This window comes from Bradyrhizobium roseum (assembly GCF_030413175.1).
Taxonomy (GTDB): Bacteria; Pseudomonadota; Alphaproteobacteria; order Rhizobiales; family Xanthobacteraceae; genus Bradyrhizobium; species Bradyrhizobium roseum.
The window spans coordinates 5,997,689-6,022,095 of the sequence record NZ_CP129212.1 but is presented as its reverse complement, the minus strand read 5'-3'; the positions used below and the strand labels follow the sequence as shown (position 1 = coordinate 6,022,095).

The following is a 24,407-nucleotide window of genomic DNA, read 5'->3' as shown; positions in this document are numbered from 1 at the left end:
AAACAGCGCGACCAATAGGATGACCGGCAGCAGCGGAAAGCCGGTCAGCCAGAGCAGAGTGGATTTCACAGGTCTCATTTCAAAGTCTCTCACCGCGAAGCAACCCCTCATTGCGGGTTTGGTTCCGGTGAGCGCGCGATAGCCGCCTCTGCGCTCGCGCGAGAAGACGCGTTGCGCACCAATTCCCCTTTCCCGATGTGCGTCTGGAGCAATACTAGTTCTAAACAGGCGTTTGCCGCGCCGCTGTTTCCCTCATGCACTTTCATCGCGTTGTTCGCGCTTGCTACTGGTTCCTCACGAAGCGATGGGGGCTGGAAATGAGCGCATGCTTGAAGACTGTGGGACGGTTAGGCACCGCACTGCCGATGCTGGCCGTGATGATCGATATGACGCCGGCGAATGCGCAGTCGTCGGCGCGGGAGTTGCCGGCCGTCGTCGTCGATCAGCCCTCCCGTCCGCCGGCCGCGCGGTCGCGGCCCGCACCGAAGCGGCAAGCTTCGTCGGCCGCGAGCCGCCGCGCAGCCCAGCGCGGGCAGACGACGCCTGATGCCGCGGCTGCCGCCGGCGCACGCGCCGAAACGGCCTACGGTCCGGTGCAGGGTTACATCGCCAACCAGAGCGCGACCGCAACCAAGACCGATACGCCGCTGAACCAGACGCCGCAATCCATCACGGTGGTCACCGCCGACCGCATGCGAGATCAAGGCGTGACCACGGTGCAAGAGGCGCTGCGCTATGTGCCCGGTGTCAACGCCGACGCCTATGGCCCGGATTCGCGCGTCGACTCGATCATGATCCGCGGCATGAATCCCGACATCTATCTCGACGGCATGCGTATCACCAATTCCTGGTGGAACCATCAACGCGCGGAGCCCTACTCACTAGAGCGCGCGGAGGCGCTGCGCGGCCCGTCTTCGACGCTCTATGGCAGCACCACGACCGCCGGGCTCATCAATCTGGTGTCGAAACGGCCGCGCGCGGAGGCGCTGCACGAAGTCGAAGTCCAGTACGGCAGCTTCCACCGCAAGCAGATCCAGACCGACCACACCGGCAAAATCTCCGAGGACGGTCGCTGGCTCTACCGCGTGATCGGCGTGTTCCGCGACAGCGACTACCAGACCGACTACGTCAGGGATAATCGCGTCTTCTTCATGCCGGCAGTGACGTGGGTGCCGACCGATATGACCACCTGGACCGTGCTCGCGAACTACCAGAAGGACAAGACCGGATCGTCGACGGCGTTCCTGCCGCACTCCGGCACGATCTCCTTCAATCCCAACGGCACAATCCCGATCAACCGCTTCGTCGGCGATCCGAACTACGACCTTTATCAGACCGAGACGAAGTCGATCACCAGCCTGTTCGAGCATCGCTTCAACGACGCGTTGAAAGTCTCCGTCAACGCGCGCTATCAGGACGTCAACGGCATCTACAACACGGTCTATGCCAACAGCTACTCCAAGGACCCGTACCTCGATCCGGCGCGGCGCACGATTTCGCGTTATGTCGATGCCTGGAACAGTCATCGCCAGACGTTTACCTCCGACAGCAATGCGGAAGTGAAGTTCAACACCGGTCCGCTGTCGCACAAGGTTCTCGCCGGGTTCGACTACCGCCGGATGGACGAGACCGGCACGGCAGGAAGCAAACTCGACCTGACGCCGTTCGATCTCTATTCGCCGGTCTACACCTCCGTAGTACCGCCCGTGCTCTCCGTGTTGCCGGAGCTCTCGCAGAGGCAGGCCGGCGTCTACGTGCAGGATCAGGTGAAGTGGGGCCCGTTGATCGGCCTGTTCGGTTTGCGCCATGACCAGGCGACCAGCAGCCTTCAGGGCAATCCATCGCAGACGGACGAAGCGACGACCTGGCGCGCGGCCCTGATGTACGAGCTTCCGAACAACGTGACGCCGTATTTCTCCTACGCGAAGTCGTTCGAGCCGCAGTTCGGTACCGCGCCGTATGGCAACAACCGCTGCGTCGACAGCGCCACGGGCCTCTGCAAGCCCGTGCTGGGCGAACAATATGAAGTCGGCTTCAAGTACAAGCCGTCGAATACGCTCGCTATCAACGGCGCGCTGTTCGACATCACCCAGCAGAACCGCATCGCCTATAGCGCCAGCTCGTTGGGGGCCGTGCAGGTCGGCAGGGCAAGTATCAAAGGCGCCGAACTGGAAGTGCTGACCACGCTCGGGGGCGACCTCGACATCATCGGTGTCTACACCTACCTCGACGCCAAGGTGGTGGAAGGCGACAACGCCGGCAAGCGGATCGAGACGGTGCCGGAGCATCAGACTGCAGTGTGGGCGAAGTACCGCTTCACGGCCTTCGGCATCCCGGGTTTCTCGGTCGGCGCCGGCGTCCGCTACATCGGCGAACAGTGGGACGGCACCGACACGCTCATGACGCCATCCAAAACGCTCTTTGACGCAATGATCGCGTGGGAGAACAGGAACTGGCGCTTCCAGATCAACGGATCAAACCTCGGGGATCAGCAATACTTCTCGTCATGTCTGGCGCGCGGCGACTGCTTCTACGGGGCAAGGCGGTCCATCCTGTCGCGACTCACCTACAAGTTCTGAGCGAGTCTTCCGTGCATGTCCCGTGCGTGGCGCAGTACTGATCTGTGATGCCGGGACCTGGCGCACGGTCAGGAAAGGTGGGGGAGGAGCCTACTTCGGCGTCGCCTTGTACGTCTGCAGGAATAGCCGCGTCGCGCTGTCGACCACGCGCGCGATGCGTTCCGCCGACGGCGCCGGTTCGGCCTGGAACACGAATGGCAGAAACAGCGTTGCCTGGCACATCTGCATGAACTGCGCCGCCGCGAGCTGGCAGTCGTCGATCGCCAGATCGTTCGGCCGGACATGCGCCTGGAGATATTCGGAAAGGCTTTCGATCGATTTCGCCAGCACGTTTTGGTAGAAGCGGCGTCCGACCTCCGGCATCCGTTCGGCGATCGCCATCACCGTCCGGATCGACGACCCGCCGCCCGGCCGGCACATCGAACCGATGTAGCTCCGGCCGAACTCGCGCAACGTGGTTTCGACATCGCGCCCTGGATCGAGATTGAACGCGATCTTGCCCTTTTCGACCTCTTCGTCCTCGACCATCGCCTCGAACAGCCGGCTCTTGTCGCTGAAATAGACATAGAGCGTGCCCTTGGAGACGCCGGCGGCGCGGGCGATCTCGTTCATGCTGGCGCCGTCAAAGCCCAGATCCATGAACACCTTTCGTGCGCCGTCCAAAATCTGCCGGCGCTTTGAACTGTCGTCCTCGCCAAAGGGATGAATCGTGTTTGGTATCGATGCAACCATTGGTTTATCTTCTCGCGCAACAATTCATCCCAAGATCTGGCGGGAAGCTTTTCTCGCGTATGGTCCGTGATGGTATGAATATATGTTGACCGAACCGTTCGGTCAATGATACTTTTGATGTCGAGCACACCAATGCTGCCGGTATTGTCCCGGCTTTTCTGGCTTCACGTGCGCCGCGTTATTTTGGGGAGGCCGTTATGGCCGCAGCGAGAGATCAGGCCGCACGCATCATCCGCGGCGGATCGGAAACGGCGCAGGACGAGGCCGCCAGTGAGACCAGCGCACAACTCGCTGACCAGTTGCGCGCGCATGTCGCCGAAGAGACCCGCCGCCGTCCGGCCGAGTCGCACGGCGCCGAGCGGCCGGCCGCACCGCCGGCGGCCGATGCAACCATGGCGAAACCGGGCAAGCGCAAATTCATCATGATCGGTGTGTTCGGGCTGCTCGCGCTGGCCGCGATCGCTTACGGCGTCTACTTCGTCCTGGTCGGGCGCTTCTACATCTCGACGGATGACGCTTACGTTCGCGCCAACAACACCACGCTCGGCGCCCGGGTTTCGGGCCACGTCGCGGCCATCCTGCCCCGCGACAATTCCCTCGTGCGCGCCGGCGACGTGATCTTCCGGATCGATGACGGTGACTATCGCATCGCCGTGGAGGCCGCGCGGAGCAAGATCGCGACCCAGCAGGCCACGATCGATCGTATCGGCCGCCAGGTCACCGCGCTGGAAAGCGCGGCCGAGCAGGCCAAGGCGCAGCTCGCCTCGGCGGACGCGGCGCTGAAGCGCGCCGGCCTCGACTTCGAACGGCAGCAGGCGCTGAGCACCAAGGGCTTTGCCTCGCGCGCCACCTTCGAGGTTTCCGAGGCCAGTCGGGATCAGGGCCTTGCCGCGGTGAAATCGGCGCAGGCGGCCTTCGATGCCGCGCGCGACAATGTCGAGGTGACGAAGGCGCAGCAGGCCGAGGCCCGCGCGCAGCTCGTGGAATTGCAGGGCCAGCTCGCCAAGGCGGAGCGCGACCTTGCGTTTACCGCGGTGCGCGCGCCGGTCGACGGCACCTTCTCCAACCGCCTGGTCAATGCCGGCGATTTCATCCAGGCCGGGCAGCGGCTTGCGAACGTGGTGCCGCTCAACGACGTCTTCATCGACGCCAACTACAAGGAAACGCAGCTCAAGCGCATCCGACCCGGCCAGCCCGTCACCATCTCGGTCGATGCCTATGGCCATCGCAAGTTCGCCGGGGTGGTCGACAGCATCTCGCCGGCCGCAGGCTCGGTATTCACGCTGCTGCCGCCAGACAATGCGACCGGCAATTTCACCAAGATCGTGCAGCGGCTGCCGGTCCGCATTCGCGTGCCGAAGGAAGTGGCGAAACAGAACCTGCTGCGCGCCGGCATGTCGGTCTACACCACCGTGGACACCCGCGAGGGCGCGGCCGACGCCGACAGCGATGCGGATCTTGACGCGCCCGGCACGGTTCAACCGAAGTAGTCGTTATTGAAGCCGTTGGGCAAACCTCCGGCGCGCATTCCGGGTTCACCATGGCTGACGCCGTTACCCCATCGACGACGAACACCGCGGCGGACCACATCCCGCCGCGCCGGCTATTCTGCTTCCTCATCATGGTATTCGGGATGTTCATGTCGATCCTGGACATCCAGGTCGTCTCGGCATCGCTGCAGCAAATCCAGGCCGGGCTTTCGGCCAGTTCCAGCGAAGTGTCGTGGGTGCAGACGTCGTACCTGATCGCCGAAGTGATCGCGATCCCGCTGTCCGGATTCCTGTCGCGCGCGTTCGGCACGCGGCTGCTGTTTTCGATCTCGGCCTCCGGCTTCACGGTCGCGAGCCTGTTCTGCGGGTTCGCCTCGACGATCGAGCAGATGATTTTTTGGCGCGCGCTGCAGGGATTTCTCGGTGCCGGCATGATCCCGACCGTGTTTGCATCCGCCTACACGGTGTTCCCGCGCTCTAAATTCCATATCGTCGGCCCCATCATCGGCCTGGTCGCGACACTGGCGCCGACCATCGGGCCGACGGTCGGCGGCTACATCACCGACTTGATGTCGTGGCACTGGCTGTTCTTCATCAACATCGTTCCCGGCATCGGCATCACCATCGGTGTGTGGATGCTGTGCGATTTCGACAAGCCGAACTTCGCGCTGCTCGAGCATTTCGACTGGTGGGGCCTGGCGTTCATGGCCGGCTTCCTCGGCACGCTGGAATATGTGCTGGAAGAGGGCCCGCAGTCGCAATGGCTGGAGGATACCTCGGTCGCGGTTTGCGCGGCGACCTGCGTGGTCTCGGCGATCGCCTTCTTCTGGCGCGTGCTCAGCGCGCGGGAGCCGATCGTCGACCTCAGGACTTTTACCGACCGCAATTTCGGCGTCGGCTGCCTGATCTCGTTCTGCGTCGGCATCGGACTTTACGGCCTGACCTACATGTATCCGCGTTATCTCGCCGAAGTGCGCGGCTACAGCCCGCTGATGATCGGCGAGACCATGTTCGTCTCGGGCATCGCCATGTTCCTCACCGCGCCGATCGTCGGCCGGCTGATGGTGAAGTACGATATGCGCTATCTGATCGCGATCGGTCTCATGCTGTTCGCGCTGGGTTCGTATCAGATGACGTGGATCACGAAGGAATATGACTTCTGGGAACTGCTGGTTCCGCAGGTCCTGCGCGGTGTCGGCATGATGCTGGCGATGGTGCCGACCAACACCATCGCGCTCGGCACGCTGGCGCCCGATCGGGTGAAGAACGCTTCGGGCCTGTTCAACCTGACGCGCAATCTCGGCGGCGCCCTGGGGCTCGCCGTCATCAACCAGGTGCTGAACGACCGCACCGACCTGCATATCTCGCGCCTGCACGACCGCGTCACCTGGGGCAACGCCGCCGCGGTCGAGACCCTCAACATGCTCACCCAGAAAATGCAGGGCATGGGCGACGCCGCGCTGATGGCGATGAAGCAATTGTCGCAGATCGTGCACCGCCAGGCCGTGGTGATGGGTTACGGCGACGCCTTCTTCATGATGACCGTGTTCTATTTCGGCCTCACCGTGCTGGTGTTGGTGCTGAAAAAGCCATCTGCCGCGGTGCTCGGCGGCGACGCGCATTGAGACGGAGATAGCGACGATCGTAGCCCGCCATGAGCGCAGCGACATGCGGGAAGTCCTGGGAATGGCGCTAATCGAATGGTCAACTATCGACGCAATTTCCTTCCCGGCGGTACGTTTTTCTTCACGGTTACGCTCGCAGACCGGCGTTCCAAACTCCTGGTCGACCATGTCGACCTCCTGCGCAATGCTTTGCGCTTCGCCCGTCGGGAACGTCCATTCGTCATCGATGCGGTCGTCATACTCCCCGACCATTTGCATGCAATCTTTACGTTGCCACCCGACGATTCCGATTTTTCGGGACGTTGGCGGCGCATCAAGGGACATTTCAGCAGCGCCTTGATCGACACCTCGACAGAATTAAAGCGCCGGCCGAACGGTAGTTTGGCGCTTTGGCAACGACGGTTCTGGGAACACACCATCCGCGATGAAGGCGACTATGCGCGGCATGTCGACTACATTCATTTCAACCCGGTCAAGCACGGGCTGGTGCAGCGTGTCCGTGACTGGCCCTATTCGTCGTTTCATCGCTATGTGCGGGATGGAATTGTGCCCGAGGACTGGGCGGGAGACGCCGGTCAGGGCGAGGGAAACTTTGGAGAGCGCGTGAGCGGATAGAGTTGTCCCGCATTTCGCTACGCTCATGGCGGGCTACGGGTCCGCAATCGTAGCCCGCCATGAGCGAAGCGACATGCGGGAAGCCGGCAGTGATTGCTCTCATCACGCCCTTGTCATGTTGCAAATCGCCCACGATGCATTTATAAGCAGCAAATCGTCGCTCGAACCGGGGAGATTTGCATGATGTCGATGTATTCGCAGATCGCACCCTCGCGTCCGGTGCTTGTGCTGGTCTTTCGATCGCGTCACTGAGCGCGATCGCCGCCGGCCCCGATCGGGTCTGATGCCCGATCTCCGAAGCTTCCCAACGACTTGACCTTTTTCAACGACGCCCCTGCTCGGCCTTCGGGCTGCCGTCGCGTCAAACAGATGGAGCCGGCGTGTGCGCCTTAAGCGCAGCCGGATGACGCCATGACCGCTCTCAAGGACAACAAGCCCGCGGCGATACGCGTGGTGATCCCGTTCGTGTTCCGCCACTGGCTGCAACAGCCCGGCCGCGCCGCCGTCGTTGCCGGCGGCCTGCTGGGCGCGACGGCGGCCGACCTGTTCATGCCGATCTTTTCCGGCCGCCTGGTCGATGCGCTGACGTTGGGCGCTTCGGACCCGGCGGCGCGCCATGCTGCGTTCACCGCCTTTGGCGGCATCGTGGCGCTTGGCCTGGTGTCGATGATCCTGCGGCTCGCCGGCCTGCAGGCGATCGTGCCGTTCACGCTGAAGACGATGTCCGACGTGTCGCGCGACGCCTTTGCCCGCGTGCAACGTTTCTCGACCGACTGGCACGCCAACTCGTTCGCCGGCTCGACCGTGCGCAAGGTCACGCGCGGCATGTGGGCGCTCGACCTGCTCAACGACACCATCCTGATGGCGCTGGCGCCGTCGCTGCTGGTGCTGCTGGGTTCGATGATCCTGCTCGGGCTGCACTGGCCGGTGCTGGGCGCGGTGATCGCGGTCGGTACGGTGATCTACGTCTCGATGACGCTGGCATTCTCGATGAACTACATTGCGCCGGCCGCGCGCGTCTCCAACGCCTGGGACACCAAGGTCGGCGGTACGCTGGCGGATGCCTTGACCTGCAACGCGGTGGTAAAATCCTTCGGCGCGGAAGCGCGCGAGGATGCACGGCTGGGCGGGGTGATCGGCCGCTGGCGCAGGCGGGTGCGGCGGACGTGGTATCGCTACAACTATACCTCGACGGCGCAACTGGCGGTGCTGTTGTGCTTTCGCGGTTCGGTGATCGGCGGCGCGATCCTGCTGTGGATCGCCGGCCGCGCCACGCCGGGCGACGTCACCTATGTGCTGACCAGCTACTACATCATCCACGCCTATCTGCGCGACGTCGGCATGCACATCAACAATTTGCAGCGCTCGGTCAACGACATGGAGGAGCTCGTTGCGATCCATGCCGAGCCGATCGGCATCGCCGACGCGCCGGATGCCAAGCCGATCGACATCCAGGGCGGCCGCATCGTGTTCGATAACGTGACGTTCCATTATGGCGGCCATCGCACGCCGCTGTATGACGGCCTGTCGGTGGAGATCCGCGCCGGCGAACGGGTCGGCCTGGTCGGACGTTCCGGTTCCGGCAAGACCACCTTCGTCAAGCTGGTGCAGCGGCTGTACGACGTCAGCGGCGGCAAGATCCTGATCGACGGTCAGGACATCGCCAAGGCGACGCAGCATTCGCTGCGCAGCCAGATCGCGATCGTGCAGCAGGAGCCGATCCTGTTTCACCGCACGCTGGCGGAAAACATCGCCTATGGCCGGCCGGGCGCCAGCATGGCGGCGGTCGAGCAGGCGGCGCGGCTCGCCAATGCGCATGACTTCATCCTGCGGCTGCCGAAGGGCTATGGCACGCTGGTCGGCGAACGCGGCGTCAAGCTGTCGGGCGGCGAGCGACAGCGCGTCGCGCTGGCGCGCGCGTTCCTGGCGGACGCGCCGGTGCTGATCCTGGACGAGGCGACCTCGAGCCTGGACTCGGAATCGGAGGGCCTGATCCAGCAGGCGATGGAGCGCCTGATGAAGGGGCGCACCTCGATCGTGATCGCGCACCGGCTTTCGACGGTGCGCAGCCTCGATCGCATCCTGGTGTTCGACCGCGGCGAGATCGTCGAGCAGGGCACCCACGCGGCGCTGACGGCGCGTCCGGGCGGCGTCTATCGCGGGCTGTTCGAACTGCAGGCGACCGAGTTCAGCCGCATCTCGGCGGCAGTGTGATCTGCGCAACTTGCGATTCCACGCGGTGTGGGAATATGCTTCCCGCACCGAGAGGACTTGCGCAATGCGCTGGTTTAACAAGGAAAAGCAGCCTGACGTCTGGGAAGTCGCCGACGATCAACCGTTGGGCGATATCGCGGCGGCGCACAGGATTCGGGAAATTTGTGCATCCGCAGCCACTATCGCGGAAAAGCTGGTGGCAGCCAGCACGCGCGATGCCGAGCACAAGCTGGCAGCCGACGCCGCGCGATACCAGGCTGCCATCAAGCGCGCGCTCGAGATCGCCATGCAGATTTCCGACGATTCGATGCGCGACGTTTCCGTGAGCCAGGTCATCAGGCTGTGCGTGAAGGTCGATCATCTGAAGACCGCGCGAGTCCTGCTTCGCGCCATCCAGTCGGAAAAAACGAGGGGCGAACTGGTGGTCGATTACCCGATCCTGATCGATCAGGAAGCAGCCAGCTGAGGCGGCTCGCGATCGCGCTGCGGTGGCGCAGTTTCGGGCGGCTTGGCCCTGGCGCGCGTGCGCGTCGAGATCGCGACCGTCACGACGACGGCGGCGGCGAACAGCAGGATCTGCAGCGTGATGGTCTCGTCGTTGAACAGCGACGCCAGCGCAAAGGTAACGAAAGGCTGCAGCAGCTGCACCTGCGACACCCGCGCGATACCGCCCATCGCCATGCCGGCGTTCCAGGCGAAGAAGCCGATCCACTGCGAGAACAGCGCGACATAGAGCAGCCCGAGCCACGGCTTGACGCCGACCTGGCCGACGTCGGGCGGCATGGTCAGAACAGCCGCGGGAATCGACAGCGGCAGGCCGATCACGAGGATCCAGCTGATGACCTCCCAGCCCGGCATGTGCGCGGTGAGCCGGCCGGAGAACGTGTAGCCGAGCGCCGATACCGCTACCGCGGCGAACAGCAGCAAATCGCCGGTCGAGAACGTGCCGCCGCCCTGGCGCAAAGAGAACGCAATCACCAGCGCGGCGCCGGCGATGGACGCTATCCAGAACAAGGGCCGCGGCCGCTCGTGGGCAACGGCCACAGCGGCGAGGGCGGTCGCGATCGGCAATACGCCGAGCACCACGCCGCCATGGGAGGCGTCGACCCGCTGCATCCCCATCGACATCAATAGCGGGAAAACGACCGCGACGCAGAGCATCGCGATGACCAGTTGCGGCCACAGCGCGCGCGGCGGCAGCGGGCGGCGTAACATCAGAAGCAGCGCGAGCGAGCACGTCCCGGCGATCGCGGTGCGCAGCGCGGTCAGTGCAATCGGATCAATTTCCGCAACAGCAAGCCGCGTCGCCGGCAGCGTGCCGCCGAAGATCACCATGCCGATGAAGCCCAGCAGCAGGCCGAGGCGCTCGCGTGAAGCAGGGGAGGACATGAGGCGACTGGTTAGCCGCTTTGCGCGCCAGCGTACAGCAATCTGCTCGGAGCACATGGCGGCCATGCGCCTTTACCTCGGAGCAATGCTGCTCCACACCAATCCGAGTCCCGACATGAACAGCAGCGCCAGCACCACGTCGTAGAAGTTTCGATCGTTCAGGGCGCGGTAGGTCCGCATGCCGAGGCGGGCGCCGACCAGCGTGCCGGGCATCGCGAGCAACGCCAGGAACAGGACGTTCAGCTTCACGAACCCGGTCGCGCTCTGCAGGATCAGCGCGGCGCCGAGCACAGTGCCGTTGAAAATCTGGAAGACGCCGCGGCGCTGATCCTTGGTCCAGCCGCGGATGCTCGCCCACAGGGTCGGCAGCGGGCCGGACAGCCCGGCAAGGCCGCCGAGGATGCCGCCGGCAAACCCGACACAGGCATCGGCGATGCGGCCGCCGAAGCGAAACGCCATCGGCTTGCGAATGAAAAACAGCGCGGTCGGAAATACCAGCAGCATCACGCCGACGCTGAGCTTGAAGGTTTGCGGATCGGCGCGCGCGACCAGCAGGGCGCCGATCGGCATGCCGAGCAGTCCGCCGGCTACGAACGGCAGCGCGAGCCTGAAGTCGAGCAGCTTCCACATCGCGGGCAAGGTCGATATCTGCGAACTCACCGAGCAGATCAGCACCAGCGGCACCGCCACCGCCGGCGGCAGAATGTACAACCAGATCCCCAGCGCCATCAGCGCGGTGCCGAAGCCGGCCAGTCCGGAGACGAAGCCGCCGGCGAGCGCGCCGGCGAGCAGAACGGCGTAGGTGGTTAAGTCCACTCTTTCTCCCCAGTCATTCCGGGATGGTCCGAAGGACCAGACCCGGAATCTCGAGATTCCGGGTTCGATGCTTCGCATCGCCCCGGAATGACGTTGAATGTTGTGGCTTCGTTTACACGACGCCCGGGACAGGTACTATCGCAATCCAAGCGTCAACAATAACCGGTGGAAAAAGCCCATGAGTGCCTCTCCAAAAACCTTTCTCGTCTGTCACGGCGCGTGGTCCGCGGGCTGGGCCTGGAAGAAGGTACATCCGCTGATGCAGGCGGCCGGGCACCGCCTGGTGACCCCGAGCTACACTGGCCTCGGCGAGCGAGTCCATCTGGCTCATCCCGGCATCGACCTCAATTCCCATATCGAGGACATGCTGAACGTGATCAAATATGAGGACCTGCGCGACATCGTGCTGATCGGGCACAGCTATGGCGGCATGGTCGCGACCGGGGTCGCCGACCGTGCGCGCGACAAGGTCAAACAGCTCATCTACATCGATGCCTTCGTGCCGGAAGACGGCCAGTCGCTGCTCGACCTCAACGAGGTGGCGCGGCCGCGGATGCAGGAGCTCTCCAAGACCGGCGACGGCTGGCGCGTGCCGCCGAACCCGACGCCGGAGGATACGCCCGCCGCCGACCTCGAATGGCTCAGCGCCCGCCGGGTCGACATGCCGATCAAATGTTTCGACTCCCCGATCAGGCTGCAGGGCGGCCCGCTCACCTTGCCGCGCAGCTACATCTACGCCACGCGCATTACGCCGGCCGATACGTTCGGTCGCTTTTCGAAGATGACAAAGAACAATCCGGCCTGGAGCTATTACGAGATCGACGCCAGCCACTCGCCGAACGTCACCGCGCCGGAAGCGCTGGCGGCGCTGCTGCAGAAGATAGCGGCTTAGCGGGGCTTCGGGTTTCTTCGAGGATTGACTCTCTGCCATCCGCTCAACAAGCTAGCGACCAGTGATCGACGTCGATCGCGGAGGACGGGGCCATGGCGGCCAGAACGACGACGGGCATCGAGACGTGGTCGACGGGTTCGGTCAAGCCCGAGCGGCGCCTCGATTACTGGATCGGCGCCGTCTGCGAATGTTTTCTCGAAATGGACATCACGACGCAGGTCCGCACGGACTTCGATTGCTCCGTTCAGCGCGGGCAGCTCGACACCATCGGCATCAACCGTGTGCAGGGATCTGCGCAGCACGTCTACCGCCGGAAAGCGAGCGTCGCGCGCAGCGCGGCCAACTACTATTACTTGCTGTGCAAGACCGACAACGACTGGACGGTCATGCAGAACGGTCATTCGTCGCGGATGCGGCCGATGGATCTTGTCCTGCTGGATTCCCGGCGTTGCTATGAATTCAACTTTCCGGCGACCGCCGACACGCTGTCGCTGGAACTGCCGATCCACTGGGTCGAATCGTGGATATCAGATCCCGAGCGGCGGATCGGGCAGCGCATCGACGGGCGCGCCGGCTGGGGCGCGGCGCTCAGCGCATTTGCCGGCCAGCTGACGCCCGAACTCGCCGCCGACCGGCCGTTGCCGGCTCCGGTGCTGACCGACCAACTCGGCGCGCTGCTGGCGCTGGGGTTGGGCAGCGAGATTCCGGCCACGCCCGCCGAGCAGCGCGATGCCACGAAGCTCTTGGACCAGATCGGCCGTGCCATAAGGCTGCGCTACGCCGAACCGGGGCTGACGGCTTTGGCCGTCGCGGAGGATTTGCGTGTTTCTGAGCGGACCTTGCACCGCTGCCTCAACAAGGCGGGCCTGACATTTGGCGGGCTGCTGAACGATTGCCGGATGGCGGCCGCGCGCCGGATGCTGCGCGATCCGCGGTTCGACCGCCTCAGCGTCGGCGGCATCGGGCTGCGCGTCGGCCTGTCCGATCCATCCCACTTCATCCGCCAATGCCGCAAGTCTCTGGGCATGACGCCAGGCGCATTCCGTCGGCAGCGCTGAAGCCGCATTGTCCCCTTGGCGTAAATCGCCGATGACGATGGCCGAATCCGGCCATCCGGCACCGATGCCCGTCCGTATCAATGTTCGATTTTTCGAAATCGAGGGAGACGGGAATGGCAGACACTTATGTTCTGGTTCATGGCGCGTGGCACACCGGCGCCGAAATGGAAGCGGTGGCCGGACATCTGCGAAGGGGCGGCCATGTCGTGCACTGCCCGACGATTGCCGGCAACAACACGGATGATGATCGCGAGAAGATTGGCCTCGAGCAAGCGATCTCGTCGATCGTTACCTACATCGAAACGAACAATCTGCGCGACATCCGTCTGGTCGGACATTCCTATGGCGGGATGGTGATTTCGGGCGTCGCCGACCGTTTGACCGATCGGATCAGACGCCTCGTCTATGTCAATGCGTTCGTGCCGCTGGACGGACAGTGCCTCAACGACATGGTGCCGCCGCACTATGTCAACCTGTTCGATGCGGTAGCCGCCGCCAACAACGGCGCCGTGATGCTGCCGTTCGAAATCTGGCGCGATGCCTTCATCAACGACGCCGATCTTGAGCTGGCGAAATCCGCGTACGCCAAACTCAACCTGCATCCGTACAAGACGTTCACCGACAAGATCACGTTGAAGCAGGCGTTGGCGGAATTGCCGGTCGGCAAGTCCTATGTCAATTGCCGGCAGGACACCGCCCTGCCGCACGGGCTGCCATGGCATCCGCGGCTGTCGGAACGGCTGGGGCTCTTCCGGCTGGTCGAATGCGACGGCAGCCACGAGATGTTCTTCAGCAATCCGGCACGGCTGGCGCAAGCGATCGCGGAGGCCGGGCGCGACTGAGATCCGCGCACGCGATCGCCTCGCTCGAAACACCGCGTAGCTTGCCCAGAAGTATCGCGACCTGACTTCGCATTCGAAAGAAAGGGGACCGGCCGCCGCTGGCCGGTCCCGAACTCCTATTCCGCGGCCTGCATGATGCCGCGGGATTTCGCCACCGGATCGGCCACGGTGCCGATCGCCTCCATCGACTTCTCAAACTTGACGAAGTCGTCGTCCATGATGGCGCGGGGATTGAAACTCTCCTCGGCAATGATGCCGTGCACGCGGCGGCGCTGCATCCCCATGTTGCCGCCGTCGTAGATCGGCAGCACCGCGGCCTCGCGCAGGTACTTGCCGAACTTGAATTCGGTGCTGAGGCTGTTGACGCCGACCACCTGCATGCATTTGTAGACGCAGTCGACCATGGCTTCGGTGACGTTGATCTTGCACATCGCACCGATCAGTTCGGCATGCTGCGAGTGCTTGTCGAGATAATCCGCCGCGCGCCAGGAGAAATAGCGGGCGGATTCGATCTTGGCCGCGACGTCGCCCATGATGTAGCCGGCATTCTGGAAGCGGATGATCGGCGTCAGCGATCCGGCGGTGTTGGTCTTGAGGAACTTCAGCGCATCCTCGTAGGCCGACCGTGCGACGCCGACTGCGGCGATCGCGGCGACCGGGCCCGACCAGGCAAAGTTCCTGTTGATCACGAAGTCGCCGTTGCCCTTGGCGCCGGGCAGCAGATTGTCGACCGGCACTCTGGCATCCTTGAACACGATGAACGCGTTCGACGTGGTGCGATGGCCCTCCTTGTCCAGGAACGTCCAGGTGATGCCGGGCGTGCCGCGCTCGATGATGATCGCGGACAGTCCCTCGGTGCCGCCGACATTGGTGTCGGTGCGGATAATGGCGCATTGCGTATTGGTGCCGAGACCATCCCAGCCGGCGGAAGACGACCATTTCTTCTTGCCGTTGAGGATGAAGTGGTCGCCATCGCGGACCGCGGTCATGCCGATGCCGGCCTTCGGTAGCGGGCTGTCGAAATTCGCCGTGCCGCCGGTACCGCCCGGCGGCTCACCGGCGGTCCATGCGCTGAGGTAGGTGCCGGTTGGATCGGAAGTTGCCGCCCCGATGAACCGCTTCTTCTGTTCCTCGCTGCCGTACCAGGACACGGGCATCAGTCCGAGTCCGTTGCACAGGACGGTGCAGGCGAAGCCGGGATCGACGGCGCAGATCTCTTCCGCTGCAATCACGAAATCGAGGCACGACAATCCGCCGCCGCCGTATTCCTTCGGCAGCATCGCCATCGCGATGCCGGCCTTGTACGCCTCGATATAGGCGCCCTTGGTCTTCTGGTAGGCCAGCATGGGGTCCGGCTCTTTGTCGGCCGCCGGTATCACCGGGGCCAGCACGCCCTCCGAAAAGTCCCGCGCCATTTTCTGAATTTTCCGCTGCTCCGCGGACATCGTGAAATCGATCGCCATTCGAGTCCTCCGTTGGTGCTCGTTACAGATCGTTCAAGACAAAGCCGGCCGGACTTGCTTCAACGCCGACATCATCTGCTCACGCGAAGAAACGACAAGAAAATACTTTAGGCAGTATTAACTGTTTAAAGAACCAAAAGCGCACTTCGAGCGTGCAAATTGTCGGAGTTTTGGGCAGGATATGATCGGAATCGACGCAGCGCGGGCGGCTGTGTTCGGATACATCTGGCGCTGTAGGCTGGAAACGGAGGCTTTGCTTGATCGTCGGCGACACCCAGCAAAAGCTGCTGGCTCAACTCCTGGAAGCCAAGGCCGGATTGACGGTCGATGAACTGGCGAGCGCAGTGGAGATCACGCGCAGCGCCGTGAAGCAGCATTTGTCCGGCATGGAACGGTCGGGCTATGTGCAGCACACCTCTTCCAAGAGCGGCGGCCGGCCGCGCTTTCTGTATACGCTCACCGAGAGCGGAATAGATCTGTTCCCAAAGCGTTATTCATGGTTCTCGCGGGTGATGTTCGAGAGCCTGCGCAAGAAGATCGGCGCGTCGAAGTTCGGCGCCTACATGTTCGAACTCGGGGTCGACATGTCGGCGGCGGCGATTCCGCGACTGGTGGGCAAGACGCGGGTTGAGCGCGTCGTCGAAATCGTGAAGATCATGAACGAGACCGGGTTCGCGGCGCGCGTGATCTCGCCCGGCAAGGGCGAAAAGCTTCCCCGCATCGAGTGCAAGAACTGCGTGTTTCACGACCTCTCGAAGGATTACACCGAGGTCTGCCAGTTCGATCTCGGATTTTTGTCCGGCCTGATGGGCGCGCCGATCGAACATCAGGAGTGCATGCAGCGCGGCGGTCAGGCCTGCCGTTTCAGGTTCCTGCCGACGGCCTGAATTTCGGGCGGCGGCGCCTTCTTTCCGAACGGCGTGGCGCGAGAACTTGCGATCGCGCGCGGGTCGAAGTCCGGCTCGGCCATGACGGCGCAGATCTTCCGCATCTGCATGCCGATATTGCCCGCGTCATAGAGCGGGAATACCGATGCCTCCCTGAGATAGCGCTCGAGCGGATGGGATCTGTCCAGCGCGTTGACGCCAACGACCTTCATGGCCTGGAATACGGCGGTAAACAGCATCTCGCTGCAGAACACCTTTGCCATCGGCCCGATGGCATGGCCGTCCGCGTTGTGAAGATCGTGGTAGTGCGCGGCTTTCCAGGCGAAGGCGCGCCCCGCTTCGACCTTCATTGCAACTTCCGCCAGCGTATAGGCGACAATCTGGTGGTTGATGATCGGCCTGTCTCCGCCGCCGGTGTATTTCTTGGCCCATGCCAGGGCGAATTCGTAGGCAGAACGGGCGACAGCGACCGATGCGATCGCGGCAACCGGTCCGGACCATGTGAACGCCTTGTTGACGACAAGGTCGCCGTTGCCGACCGCGAAGGCGTTCTCCTCGGGCACACGGCAGTCCGAAAATACCACGGAATTGTTCTGGCAGATGCGGTGGCCCGACTTCGAGATCGGTTGCTCGTAGCAAATGCCGGGCGTTCCGCGCGGGACGATAATGGCGCTGAGGCCGCGCGATCCTTCGGCCTGCGGCTCGGTTCTTACGATGCACACATTGGTATCCGCGCCCTTCAGATCCCAGCCGCCGGCATTCACCGGCCAGAATTTACGCCCGTTCAGGACGTATTCGCCATTCTTGCGGTCGTGGATGGCCGTGAGGCCGATGCCTGCCGGCCAGGGTGCTGCGCCGTCGAAATTGGCCGTTCCACCAGGGCTTCCCGGCGGTTCGCTGACGGTCCATCCGGCCAGATACTCGCCGCGCGGATCACCGGTCGCGGGTACCAGCCATTTTTGCTTCTGCTGTTCGGAGCCGAACCAGACCAGCGGCATCAAAGCCAGTCCGTTGACGAGAAGGATGGTGGCGAAGCCGGGATCGACGGCGCAGAGTTCCTCGACCACGATCTGCAGGTCGACGTTGGAAACCCCGCCACCACCGTACTTCTTGGGGATGAAGCCGGTGGCAAAACCCAACTTGTAGCTTTCGACATAGGCGCCCTTGACGGCCTGGAAAGCCTTTTGGGGATCCGGGTCCTCGTCCGCCGCGCGCACCAGGGGAGCGAGAATTTCGGTGGCGAATTCGCGGGCGATCCGTTGCAGGCGGCGCTGATACGATGTGAGCGTGAAGTCAATCGCCATCACCGTCTCTCCGTCGCTCGACCTAAAGACAGTTTTACATATCCAAACTCACCCGGTGTGGTCTTAATGTGTGCACGATGATCCAATTGATGGCAGTGACGCGTCGGTCGATGGCGCGTGGCGCCGGCCTAAGCTGCTAAAGGCAGATTGCTCCCCGGAATGCCAATGTCGGTAACAGCTCGGCTCCGCACTCGCAGGCGAAGTGGCAGAGGAAAGAGCGCCCGAAAGGCGGGCAAGAGCCTAGCGGAAATGGCGAGGGGTCCGGCGTGTTTGCGCCGAACCCCTCATTCATCAAATATCAGCCAGCCTGTAAGCCGGGTTCTGTAGGGCACCGCCTGCTTGCGCAAGCGCTACGTGACGGCCATTCCTCTGGGGCCATATTTGCACATGGCCTCGAGCAACCTACCCGGACGGCGAGCCTGACATCGCCCTGCGGAGTTATCGCCCGAAGGCGAACTTTCCGCGTTGCCGTCCCTATTCGGTTTTGCTCCCGGTGTGGTTTGCCATGCCGTTTCCGTTGCCGGATACGCGGTGCGCTCTTACCGCACCTTTTCACCCTTGCTCCGTCCGGAGACGGAGCGGTTCGTTCTCTGTGGCACTTTCCCTGGGGTCGCCCCCGCCGGACGTTATCCGGCACCGTATGTCGATGGAGCCCGGACTTTCCTCCCCCGCAGCCTTTCGACCATAGCGGGAGCGGCCGTCCGGCCGACTGACGGGCTTGTGATGGAGACTTGGGGCTGCCACGTCAAGCGATATGGGCGCCATCGGCCCTCAAATTAAATTATCCTGAAGATGTCGTTGCGCGCTGATCCCGTTCGACTGGGTGTCGGCGATCCAGCCGATAAACAGGAGTTTTGAAATGCAGTACCTGCTGATGATCTATCAAAGCGAAGCCGAGTACGCCAGCAACGACGCTGCAACGACCCAGAAGATGCTCCAGGAATATGGCGCCTTCACTCAGTCCATCATTCACAGCGGCAACTTCAAGGCTGCCGACCGGCTGCAGCCGACCTCGACCGCGACCACGGTGCGCGTCCGAGACGGCAAGACGCTGACGACCGACGGTCCGTTCGCGGAGACCCGCGAGCAGCTTGGCGGCTATTATCTGGTCGAGGCAAAGGATCTCGACGAGGCGCTCGCCATTGCCGCGCGCATTCCCAGCGCCCGGATCGGGTCGATCGAGGTCCGGCCGATCTGGGCTTATGACTGACGGCCTATGACACCTCGCGACATCGAGACAATATTTCGCGACGAGGCGGGCAGGGCGCTGGCGACCCTGATCCGCCTCGTCGGCGATTTCGATCTGGCCGAGGATGCGTTGCAGGACGCGTTCGCGGCGGCGCTGGCGCGTTGGCCTGGTGAAGGCCTGCCGTCCAATCCGCGGGCATGGCTGGTCAATGTCGGGCGCAACAAGGCGATCGATCGCGTCAGGCGCAACGTCACGTTTCGTGGCAAACAGCAGGCACTCGCGCACGAAATCCTGCTCAACGCGCCCGCACCGGACGAGGACGCCGACAGCGTGCTCGCCGACGACATGCTGCGGCTGATCTTCATTTGCTGCCACCCGTCCTTTGCCGTCGAGGTGCAGGTCGCGCTCACGCTGCGCACCGTGTGCGGGCTGACGACGCCACAGGTCGCGCGTGCGTTTCTCGTCAGCGAGGACGCGATGGCGCAGCGGCTGTTGCGGGCCAAGCAGAAGATTCGTCTCGCCGGGATTCCTTATGAGGTGCCGGAGCGCGACGCGCTGGAGCCGCGGCTCGGCGGTGTGCTCGCCGTGATCTACCTGGTGTTCACCGAAGGCTATGTAGCGACGTCGGGCGATGACCCTGGCTGTGTGAAAACGCCATTGCGCTGCTATGATTCCCTCGATGATTCTCGGGAGAGAATTGATGAGGCGCTTCATTGAAGAGGCGGATCGTGGGCAATCGACGCTGCTGCCCGAATGCCTCGATGATTTCATTGACGAAGGCAACCCGGTTCGGGTGATCGACGTGTTTGTCGATGCGCTAGATTTGGCGGAAATGGGCTTCGATGGGGTGGACCCGGCGGCGACCGGACGGCCGTCGTACCATCCCTCGGTTCTCCTGAAGCTTTACATCTACGGCTACCTTAACCGGGTGCAGTCGAGCCGGCGGCTGGAGCGAGAGGCCGGTCGCAATGTCGAAGTCATGTGGCTGCTGGGCCGGCTCGTGCCTGATCACAAGACGATCGCAGACTTCCGCAAGGACAACGGCCTGGGGCTCCGCAAGGTCTGCGCGCGCTTCGTTGAGCTTTGCCGTGAGATGGGCCTTCTCGCGACGGCGAGCGTTGCCATCGATGGCAGCAAGTTCAAGGCCGTGAACAACCGGGACAGGAACTTCACGCGGGCAAAGGTGGAGCGGCGGCGTGCCCAACTGGAGGAAAGCGTTGCCCGCTATCTGAGCCAGCTTGACACCGCCGACCGGCAGGAGCCGACCGAAGCGCTGGCCGGGAAGGTGACGAGACTCAAGGAGAAGCTGGCGAAGGTGAAGGAGCAAATGGGCAAGCTTGCTGTCTACGAGAAGCAGATGCTGGCTTCGCCCGACCAGCAGATATCTCTGACCGACCCCGACAGTCGCTCGATGGCAACCAGCGGCCGTGGCTCGGGCGTCGTCGGCTACAACGTGCAGGTCGCTGTGGATACCGATCATCACCTGATCATTACCCATGAGGTGACGAACAGCGGCTCGGATCGGGCGCAACTCGCCAATATGGCCAGGCAAGCAAAGGCTGTATTGCAGACCGAGACCCTCGAGGCCGTTGCCGACCGCGGCTACTTCAACAGCCCGGAGATCCTCGCCTGCCACGAGGCCGGCATCACGATAACCCTGCCCAAGCCGATGACTTCGGGCGCCAAGTCGGACGGACGCTTCGGCAAGCAGGACTTCGTCTATTTGCCGGAGGACGATGCCTATCGTTGTCCGGCCGGGGAGCGTTTGCCTTATCGCTATACAAACGAAGAAGCCGACAAGATGCTGAGGCGCTACTGGACCAACGCCTGCAAGAATTGTTCGATCAAATCCCAGTGCACGCCCGGGTCCGAGCGACGGATCACACGATGGGAACACGAGCATCTGCTCGACGCCGTGCAGCAGCGGCTCGATGCGAACCCGCTCGCCATGCGACTACGTCGCGAGACCGTCGAGCATCCGTTCGGCACCATGAAAGCGCGCATGGGTGCGACGCACTTCCTGACCAAAACGCTTCCTAAAGTAGCCGCCGAGATGGCCCTCTCGGTCCTGGCCTACAATCTGACCCGGGTTATGAACATCGTTGGGACCAAGCCGTTGATGGCCGCGATCGCGGCCTGAGGCCGACCGGTCCGACCTTCTCTCCGGCTTCTCTGGAATGGGGTTTTTACACGGCCAAGACCTGATGCGGCCGGACCTCGCGCGCGAAGCCATCCGGCTGGCGCGGCTGCTCGACGCGCTGATGCCAGGCCGCGGCGAGATCAAGGGGCTGCTGGCCCTGATGCTGTTGCACGATTCACGCCGTGCCGGCCGTCAGACCGCAGGCGGCGATATCGTGTTGCTGGAAGAACGGGACCGCACGCTGTGGGACCACAGGCAGATCGAGGAGGGCCTGCGTCTCGTGGAAGAGGCGCTCTGTATGCCGGGCCGCCCGCAATCCTATGCGGTGCAGGCCGCCATCGCCGCGCTGCATGCCCGCGCGGCGAGTTACGAAGAAACCGACTGGCGCCAGATCGCCGGTCTCTATGAAGTGCTGCTGCGTATCAGCCCGTCGCCGGTGATCGAACTGAACCACGCCGCCGCCATATCGATGGTCGACGGTCCGGCGCGGGCGCTGGACCTGATCGATGCGCTGGAGGCGCGCGGCGGACTGAAGGGCTACGAGCTGCTGCCGGCGGTGCGCGCCGATCTGTTGCGGCGTCTCGGCCGGAACGACGCTGCGCGGGCGGCCTATCTGCAAGCCACCGCAGCAACGCAGCTGGAGCCGTTGCGGCGGTTTTATGCGTGGCGCATCGAGGGGTTAGGTGGAACGCTGTAGGCGCTGCGGGCCCCGGCCATCCTACTTTGCATGGGGTTGTTTTCGATGTTTTGCTTTTGGGCCCCGGAGGGGAGGTGCATGGCCTCTGGAACCCGATTGCTCCAGTCAATGCGCCGCGACCGCCTCGTAGATGTCTTCCTCCTGCGCGGTGTGCAGGCGGACCAGGGTCTCGATCGCCTCGATCAGCCGCTGCGCGTCGCGAATGAGATAGCGGTCGACATTCTCCGAGGGCAGTTCATGCGCGACGCGGTCGAGCAGCCGGGCGAGATGCAGGATCTCGCGATGTGCCCGGCTCATCGCCGATAGCCCGTGGGCCTCCAGCAACACCGCGGCGAGTTGGGGGTAGACATGGCCTTCGTCGTCGCGCTCATGCGCGACCACCTTGTCCTGAACCAGCAGGTTGGCTTCGGCGATCAGCGCGGCGGCGCGCTCGGAGACGGCATCGTCCAGCGCGTCGACGATCGACCGCAGCCGGTCGAGATCGCCGAGCAGGGCGAGATGGTTGTGATGCAGTTCGCGGCCGGCCTCGACGGTCATGGTTCGGCCGCTGCGCAGGCCGCCCGGCCTGAGCGCCCGCAATGCGTTGAGGATCACCGCGACGTCGATCAGTTCCTGAAGGATCGCGGCCGGCACCGGCATCAGCCAGCCGAGCGTCGCGGCCAGCATGGCCAGCATCGACAATCCCATGCCGACGACGATGCTCTGGATAGCGATGGAGCGCGCCCGCCGCGCGATCGTGATCGCCTCGCCGACGCGATCGAGCCGGTCGGCGAGAATGACCACGTCGGCGGCTTCCGAGGAGGCGCTGGCGCCGCGCGCGCCGAGGGCGATCCCGACATCGGCCGAGGCCAACGCCGGCGCATCGTTGATGCCGTCGCCGACCATGATGGTGGGATGCAGCCGCTGCTCGGAGCGCACCGCGTCCACCTTGTCGGAGGGAACGCGTTCGGCGAGCACGCCGTCGAGATCGAGCGCGGCGCCGATCGCCTGCGCGGCGGCGGCGCGGTCGCCGGTGACCATCAGGATGCGGGCAATACCGGCCTCGCGCAGCAGGCGGATCGCGCGCGGCGTGTCGGGGCGCAGTTCGTCGGCCAGCAGCAATGCCCCGGCCGGCCGGCCGTCGATCGCGACGAAGACGATCAGGGCCGATCGCCATGAGGCGCGCCGGATGGCCCGTGTGGCCCAATCCGAAACGCGGCCATCGGTGAAGACCATTTCGCGCGCTCCGGCGACCACGCGGCGTCCTGCGATCACGCCCTCCAGTCCCGACCCCATGGACTCCCTGACTTGCTCGGGCAGTTCGAGTTTCAGGCCGCGCTGGGTCGCGGCCTGAACGATGGCGTTGGCGATCACGTGATGCGACGCCTGCTCCAGCGAAGCGCCCAGCATCAAGATCTCGTCGGCATTCTCGCCCGGCGCCGCTTCGACCGAGAGCAGCCGCGCGCCGCCGACCGTCAGCGTCCCGGTCTTGTCGAACAGCACGGTATGCGCCCGCGCCAGCGCCTCCAGCGGCCCGCCGCCCTTGACCAGAATGCCGCGCCGGGCGGCTTGCGCCACGCCGGCGATGAAGGCGACCGGGGCCGCGAGGATCAGCGGGCACGGCGTTGCCGCCACCAGTACCGCGAGGCTGCGCAGCAGATCGCCCGAAATCAGCCAGGCGACGAGCGCGAGCGCCAGCGTGACCGGCAGGAAGATCAACGCATAGCGATCGGCCAGCCGCACGAACGGCGCCTTGGCGGTTTGCGCCGCGGTCACCAGCCGCACGATGCCGGCATAGGTGCTCTCGCCCGCCAGCGCGGACACCGACATCTCAAAGGTTTCGCCGGCGTTCAGCGAGCCGGAAAAGATCGCGGCGCCGCGCGCCTTGGCGACCGGTATCGGTTCGCCCGTGAGTGCCGATTCGTCGACCGCGGCAGCGTGCGAGTTGATGACGCCGTCGACCGGTACGACCTCGCCCGCGTGCACCAGCAGCCGGTCGCCGATGGCGACGGCGGATATCGGCACGTCCTCAACGCGGCCCTCGGCGAGGCGATGCGCCTCCCGCGGCGCGCGATCGACCAGTGAACGCAGGTCGCGCTCGGCGCGGGCCACCGCGATCTCCTCGAGCACATTGCCGCCGGAATACATCAACGCCACGACGGCGCCGGCCAGCGGCTGGCCGAGCGCAATCGCTGAACTCATCGACACCAGCGCGATGGCATCGACGCCGAGCCGCCCGGCCAGCAGGTCGCGCACAATCGAAATCGCCAGTCCCGCGATCACGGGCAGCGTTGCAAGTGTCCAGCAGATATCGGCGAGTACCGGCCGGCCAGCGATTACAGCGCCGATTCCGGTCGCAAGTCCCGCGACTGCGATCGAGACCAGCGTCCATCGCATGGCGCGCTCAAATGACATTGGTCCATTCCGTGCTCAAGCCGTTGGTGGCTTGTCGCCGAAAAAGCCCGCTCGGCCATTGAGGGAAATCAATCGGCGCGG

At 63.9% G+C, this 24,407-nt stretch carries 18 protein-coding genes, 1 other RNA gene and 2 pseudogenes; 14 read left to right on the top strand and 7 right to left on the bottom strand.

The window, feature by feature from the left end:
• The first annotated feature begins 338 nt into the window (after window positions 1-338).
• Window positions 339-2,579 carry a TonB-dependent siderophore receptor gene (locus QUH67_RS28440; RefSeq protein WP_300948201.1) on the top strand — a complete coding sequence of 747 codons (2,241 nt, stop codon included), beginning with the start codon at window positions 339-341 and terminating at the stop codon, window positions 2,577-2,579.
• Window positions 2,580-2,669: 90 nt separating this feature from the next.
• Here the strand turns inward: QUH67_RS28440 and QUH67_RS28435 are convergent, their stop codons facing one another.
• A complete protein-coding gene (locus QUH67_RS28435; protein ID WP_300942801.1) occupies window positions 2,670-3,311 on the bottom strand; it encodes a TetR/AcrR family transcriptional regulator in 642 nt (213 codons plus the stop codon).
• A 197-nt stretch (window positions 3,312-3,508) separates the two neighbouring features.
• Between QUH67_RS28435 and QUH67_RS28430 the strand changes: the two genes are divergently transcribed.
• The 5 genes from QUH67_RS28430 to QUH67_RS28410 all read left to right on the top strand — a co-directional run bounded on the left by QUH67_RS28430 (window position 3,509) and on the right by QUH67_RS28410 (window position 9,721).
• Window positions 3,509-4,801 carry an HlyD family secretion protein gene (locus QUH67_RS28430; RefSeq protein WP_300942800.1) on the top strand — a complete coding sequence of 431 codons (1,293 nt, stop codon included), beginning with the start codon at window positions 3,509-3,511 and terminating at the stop codon, window positions 4,799-4,801.
• Between the two features lie 50 nt (window positions 4,802-4,851).
• A complete protein-coding gene (locus tag QUH67_RS28425; RefSeq protein ID WP_300942799.1) occupies window positions 4,852-6,426 on the top strand; it encodes a DHA2 family efflux MFS transporter permease subunit in 1,575 nt (524 codons plus the stop codon).
• A gap of 75 nt (window positions 6,427-6,501) precedes the next feature.
• Window positions 6,502-7,041, top strand: coding sequence for an REP-associated tyrosine transposase (locus tag QUH67_RS28420; protein ID WP_300942798.1), 540 nt, complete (start codon window positions 6,502-6,504; stop codon window positions 7,039-7,041).
• Window positions 7,042-7,452: 411 nt separating this feature from the next.
• Window positions 7,453-9,255 (top strand): ABC transporter ATP-binding protein, encoded by a 1,803-nt coding sequence (locus tag QUH67_RS28415; RefSeq protein WP_300942797.1) that lies wholly within the window; start codon window positions 7,453-7,455, stop codon window positions 9,253-9,255.
• A 64-nt stretch (window positions 9,256-9,319) separates the two neighbouring features.
• On the top strand, window positions 9,320-9,721 hold the full coding sequence (locus QUH67_RS28410; protein ID WP_300942796.1) for a hypothetical protein: 402 nt from the start codon (window positions 9,320-9,322) through the stop codon (window positions 9,719-9,721).
• Here QUH67_RS28410 and QUH67_RS28405 read toward each other — a convergent pair.
• Together QUH67_RS28405 and QUH67_RS28400 are read right to left on the bottom strand one after the other, a co-directional pair.
• Window positions 9,703-10,644 (bottom strand): DMT family transporter, encoded by a 942-nt coding sequence (locus tag QUH67_RS28405; protein ID WP_300942795.1) that lies wholly within the window; start codon window positions 10,642-10,644, stop codon window positions 9,703-9,705. The two genes, QUH67_RS28410 and QUH67_RS28405, sit on opposite strands and share 19 nt — an antisense overlap.
• Window positions 10,645-10,716: 72 nt before the next feature.
• Entirely contained in the window at window positions 10,717-11,460 is a 744-nt protein-coding gene (locus tag QUH67_RS28400) for a sulfite exporter TauE/SafE family protein (protein ID WP_300942794.1), read from the bottom strand.
• A 178-nt stretch (window positions 11,461-11,638) separates the two neighbouring features.
• On the opposite strand from QUH67_RS28400, the gene QUH67_RS28395 reads away from it, so the two are divergent.
• The 3 genes from QUH67_RS28395 (at window position 11,639) to QUH67_RS28385 (ending at window position 14,252) form a co-directional block, all read left to right on the top strand.
• A complete protein-coding gene (locus tag QUH67_RS28395) occupies window positions 11,639-12,352 on the top strand; it encodes an alpha/beta fold hydrolase (RefSeq protein WP_300942793.1) in 714 nt (237 codons plus the stop codon).
• A gap of 92 nt (window positions 12,353-12,444) precedes the next feature.
• On the top strand, window positions 12,445-13,410 hold the full coding sequence (locus tag QUH67_RS28390; protein ID WP_300942792.1) for a helix-turn-helix domain-containing protein: 966 nt from the start codon (window positions 12,445-12,447) through the stop codon (window positions 13,408-13,410).
• A 113-nt stretch (window positions 13,411-13,523) separates the two neighbouring features.
• Entirely contained in the window at window positions 13,524-14,252 is a 729-nt protein-coding gene (locus tag QUH67_RS28385) for an alpha/beta hydrolase (RefSeq protein ID WP_300942791.1), read from the top strand.
• A gap of 116 nt (window positions 14,253-14,368) precedes the next feature.
• On the opposite strand, the gene QUH67_RS28380 is transcribed toward QUH67_RS28385, so the two are convergent.
• Complete coding sequence (locus QUH67_RS28380) at window positions 14,369-15,715, bottom strand: acyl-CoA dehydrogenase family protein (protein WP_300942790.1); 1,347 nt, start codon at window positions 15,713-15,715, stop codon at window positions 14,369-14,371.
• Between the two features lie 257 nt (window positions 15,716-15,972).
• On the opposite strand from QUH67_RS28380, the gene QUH67_RS28375 reads away from it, so the two are divergent.
• On the top strand, window positions 15,973-16,602 hold the full coding sequence (locus QUH67_RS28375) for a helix-turn-helix transcriptional regulator (protein WP_300942789.1): 630 nt from the start codon (window positions 15,973-15,975) through the stop codon (window positions 16,600-16,602).
• On the opposite strand, the gene QUH67_RS28370 is transcribed toward QUH67_RS28375, so the two are convergent.
• A complete protein-coding gene (locus QUH67_RS28370; protein WP_300942788.1) occupies window positions 16,566-17,906 on the bottom strand; it encodes an acyl-CoA dehydrogenase family protein in 1,341 nt (446 codons plus the stop codon). The two genes, QUH67_RS28375 and QUH67_RS28370, sit on opposite strands and share 37 nt — an antisense overlap.
• Before the next feature lie 294 nt (window positions 17,907-18,200).
• Window positions 18,201-18,619: RNase P RNA component class A (rnpB, locus tag QUH67_RS28365), an RNA gene on the bottom strand.
• A gap of 146 nt (window positions 18,620-18,765) precedes the next feature.
• Here rnpB and QUH67_RS28360 point away from each other — a divergent pair.
• From QUH67_RS28360 to QUH67_RS28345, 4 genes and pseudogenes are all read left to right on the top strand, one after another.
• A complete protein-coding gene (locus tag QUH67_RS28360; protein WP_300942787.1) occupies window positions 18,766-19,116 on the top strand; it encodes a YciI family protein in 351 nt (116 codons plus the stop codon).
• A 6-nt stretch (window positions 19,117-19,122) separates the two neighbouring features.
• Window positions 19,123-19,731, top strand: a pseudogene (locus QUH67_RS28355) (RNA polymerase sigma factor); the annotation flags it as partial.
• 64 nt (window positions 19,732-19,795) lie between these two features.
• On the top strand, window positions 19,796-21,235 hold the full coding sequence (locus QUH67_RS28350; RefSeq protein ID WP_300942786.1) for an IS1182 family transposase: 1,440 nt from the start codon (window positions 19,796-19,798) through the stop codon (window positions 21,233-21,235).
• 52 nt (window positions 21,236-21,287) lie between these two features.
• A pseudogene (locus QUH67_RS28345) lies at window positions 21,288-21,932 on the top strand (RNA polymerase sigma factor); the annotation flags it as partial.
• Window positions 21,933-22,037: 105 nt separating this feature from the next.
• Here QUH67_RS28345 and QUH67_RS28340 read toward each other — a convergent pair.
• Complete coding sequence (locus QUH67_RS28340; protein WP_300942785.1) at window positions 22,038-24,326, bottom strand: heavy metal translocating P-type ATPase; 2,289 nt, start codon at window positions 24,324-24,326, stop codon at window positions 22,038-22,040.
• Between the last annotated feature and the right edge of the window lie 81 nt (window positions 24,327-24,407).

Excerpts from the sequence above, each read along its gene's own strand:
- QUH67_RS28435 (WP_300942801.1), bottom strand. The coding sequence starts at position 3,311 with ATGGTTGCATCGATACCAAACACGATTCATCCCTTTGGCGAGGACGAC.
- QUH67_RS28430 (WP_300942800.1), top strand. The coding sequence starts at position 3,509 with ATGGCCGCAGCGAGAGATCAGGCCGCACGCATCATCCGCGGCGGATCG.
- QUH67_RS28425 (WP_300942799.1), top strand. The coding sequence starts at position 4,852 with ATGGCTGACGCCGTTACCCCATCGACGACGAACACCGCGGCGGACCAC.
- QUH67_RS28420 (WP_300942798.1), top strand. The coding sequence starts at position 6,502 with ATGGTCAACTATCGACGCAATTTCCTTCCCGGCGGTACGTTTTTCTTC.
- QUH67_RS28415 (WP_300942797.1), top strand. The coding sequence starts at position 7,453 with ATGACCGCTCTCAAGGACAACAAGCCCGCGGCGATACGCGTGGTGATC.
- QUH67_RS28410 (WP_300942796.1), top strand. The coding sequence starts at position 9,320 with ATGCGCTGGTTTAACAAGGAAAAGCAGCCTGACGTCTGGGAAGTCGCC.
- QUH67_RS28405 (WP_300942795.1), bottom strand. The coding sequence starts at position 10,644 with ATGTCCTCCCCTGCTTCACGCGAGCGCCTCGGCCTGCTGCTGGGCTTC.
- QUH67_RS28395 (WP_300942793.1), top strand. The coding sequence starts at position 11,639 with ATGAGTGCCTCTCCAAAAACCTTTCTCGTCTGTCACGGCGCGTGGTCC.
- QUH67_RS28390 (WP_300942792.1), top strand. The coding sequence starts at position 12,445 with ATGGCGGCCAGAACGACGACGGGCATCGAGACGTGGTCGACGGGTTCG.
- QUH67_RS28385 (WP_300942791.1), top strand. The coding sequence starts at position 13,524 with ATGGCAGACACTTATGTTCTGGTTCATGGCGCGTGGCACACCGGCGCC.
- QUH67_RS28380 (WP_300942790.1), bottom strand. The coding sequence starts at position 15,715 with ATGGCGATCGATTTCACGATGTCCGCGGAGCAGCGGAAAATTCAGAAA.
- QUH67_RS28370 (WP_300942788.1), bottom strand. The coding sequence starts at position 17,906 with ATGGCGATTGACTTCACGCTCACATCGTATCAGCGCCGCCTGCAACGG.
- QUH67_RS28360 (WP_300942787.1), top strand. The coding sequence starts at position 18,766 with ATGCAGTACCTGCTGATGATCTATCAAAGCGAAGCCGAGTACGCCAGC.
- QUH67_RS28350 (WP_300942786.1), top strand. The coding sequence starts at position 19,796 with ATGAGGCGCTTCATTGAAGAGGCGGATCGTGGGCAATCGACGCTGCTG.
- QUH67_RS28340 (WP_300942785.1), bottom strand. The coding sequence starts at position 24,326 with ATGTCATTTGAGCGCGCCATGCGATGGACGCTGGTCTCGATCGCAGTC.